Annotated in this window: 2 protein-coding genes; one reads left to right on the top strand and one right to left on the bottom strand. The window is 39.3% G+C overall.

Annotated features, from left to right (window positions below):
• Positions 1-239 (top strand): M3 family metallopeptidase (locus tag EXN75_RS17310; RefSeq protein WP_167639584.1); only part of this gene is annotated, 239 nt, incomplete at its 5' end.
• A gap of 150 nt (positions 240-389) precedes the next feature.
• On the opposite strand, the gene EXN75_RS17305 is transcribed toward EXN75_RS17310, so the two are convergent.
• Complete coding sequence (locus EXN75_RS17305; protein ID WP_134844747.1) at positions 390-1,559, bottom strand: FecR family protein; 1,170 nt, start codon at positions 1,557-1,559, stop codon at positions 390-392.
• Positions 1,560-1,713: the final 154 nt, after the last annotated feature.

Genomic DNA, 1,713 nt, shown 5'->3' with positions numbered 1-1,713 from the left:
ACGTATGGGATGGCGGATATGCAGCCGGATATTACAGTTATCTATGGACAGAAGTACTTGCAGTAAACATTGCCGATTACTTTGCGAAGCATGGCGCTTTAGATCCAGCCGTAGGACAGTCCTTCCGTGACAAGATCCTGAGTCGAGGCAACACCAAGGATCAGATGGAAATGTTTACCGACTTCACAGGCATGAAACAGCCAGACGCCTCCGGCTTTTTGAAAGCAAGAGGCCTATAGCCCCTAACCTACCCTACATAAAAGGTTGCGGCATAAATGATATGAACCCCGAAAGTTTTTTGTCTAACTTTCGGGGTTTTTATTATGAGTATGTCTTCTGAGTAGCACAATAGTGACAACACTTTTAGAGTGAAAAATTTTGGTTTATCTTTAATTTCTAACATCTTGTGCCGCATAGATAGTGAAACAATTAATGCCCTGACTGGCACTTTTTGGACAAATTATAATCTTTCCTTGGTCCAAGATGGCAGATAAATTGTTAGTCAGATTGATACTATTGACAAAGTCTTCAAGAGAGACTTTACGGGAAATCTCCAAAGTTATGGTTTCCTTGATAAGAGAATTATCAGAAATCTCGACTCCTACATTATACCAACGCCCCATTTCTTGAATTGCTTCCATTAATGGTGTATGATAGAAAGAAAACATGTCATCCTTCCATTTCAAAGAAAGAAATGCCTGATCGCCAACATTCAAAACACTCATTGTATGAGTATCAGAAGTGAGGTGTAGCTGTTGTTTTGGGGTTAATATCACAGATTGAGCGGATGTAGCTCCAATCTTATTCACTTTCACAGAACCGCTTAGCAGCGTAACCTGAGGATTTCCATCAGCATATGCCTTTACAACAAACTCAGTTCCAAGAACTGTTGTAATTATTGAAGGGGTAACCACGACAAATGGATGTTTGGCATCTTTAGCCACTTTAAAGAAAGCTTCTCCCTCCAGTTGTACGATACGCTCCGGTTTGCCTGCGAAATCAACTGGAAAAGTAAATTTACTGTCGGCATTCAGCGCAACCTGTGTACCATCACTGAGAGTTATTTCAAATGTTTTTCCTCTTGGAGTGATGATTTTTCTAAAAGCAACGTCCAATATATCAGTGGCCAAGAAAACCTTATGATGAAGCGTATCTACTTTCTCCGTTTTCTTTGTTGTTCTTTTTGTTGGATTAATACTTTTTTCATCCATGATTAGAATTTTCTGTGGCCCTTTGGTTGATTCGAATGCAACCAGTTTTTCCTTTCCTTTTGCCTTACGCATCTCTATGTACTTTCTGGTATTGTAGTTTTCAACAACCAGTTTTCCTCCTTCTGACCACCAGATTCCGATACCTCCCATTACCATAACGAGGATAATGGCAATAGCAGCCGCATATCGCAAAAATATGACATGCCTTTTAGTCTTGAGACTTTGTTTTTTCATGATATGTTCATGCTCAAACTGATCCCAAGCTTTCTTCACGTCAGGAGCTTTATGTTCTTGTTTGGTCCTGATGTAACAATATTCCTGTATTAATAGTTTATCTTCATTGTCCATAGTTATATTTTATACCTACGATTTCATCCTCAAATCCGCAACCTATAGGGTTTAGTGGGATTTTGCTTGCAAAGCGACAAAATTCATTTTATTGTACATATTTCTTGCACAACAGAAATGTCGCAGACACAAAATCCCCTTACCCCATAAAGCG

Origin of the sequence: Segatella hominis (assembly GCF_004535825.1) — a bacterium.
GTDB classification, from domain to species: Bacteria; Bacteroidota; Bacteroidia; order Bacteroidales; family Bacteroidaceae; genus Prevotella; species Prevotella hominis.
The sequence above is the reverse complement of the archived record's forward strand: the minus strand, read 5'-3'. Positions and strand labels throughout refer to the sequence as shown.

Coding starts and splice junctions, on each gene's coding strand:
- EXN75_RS17305 (WP_134844747.1), bottom strand. CDS start 1,559: ATGGACAATGAAGATAAACTATTAATACAGGAATATTGTTACATCAGG.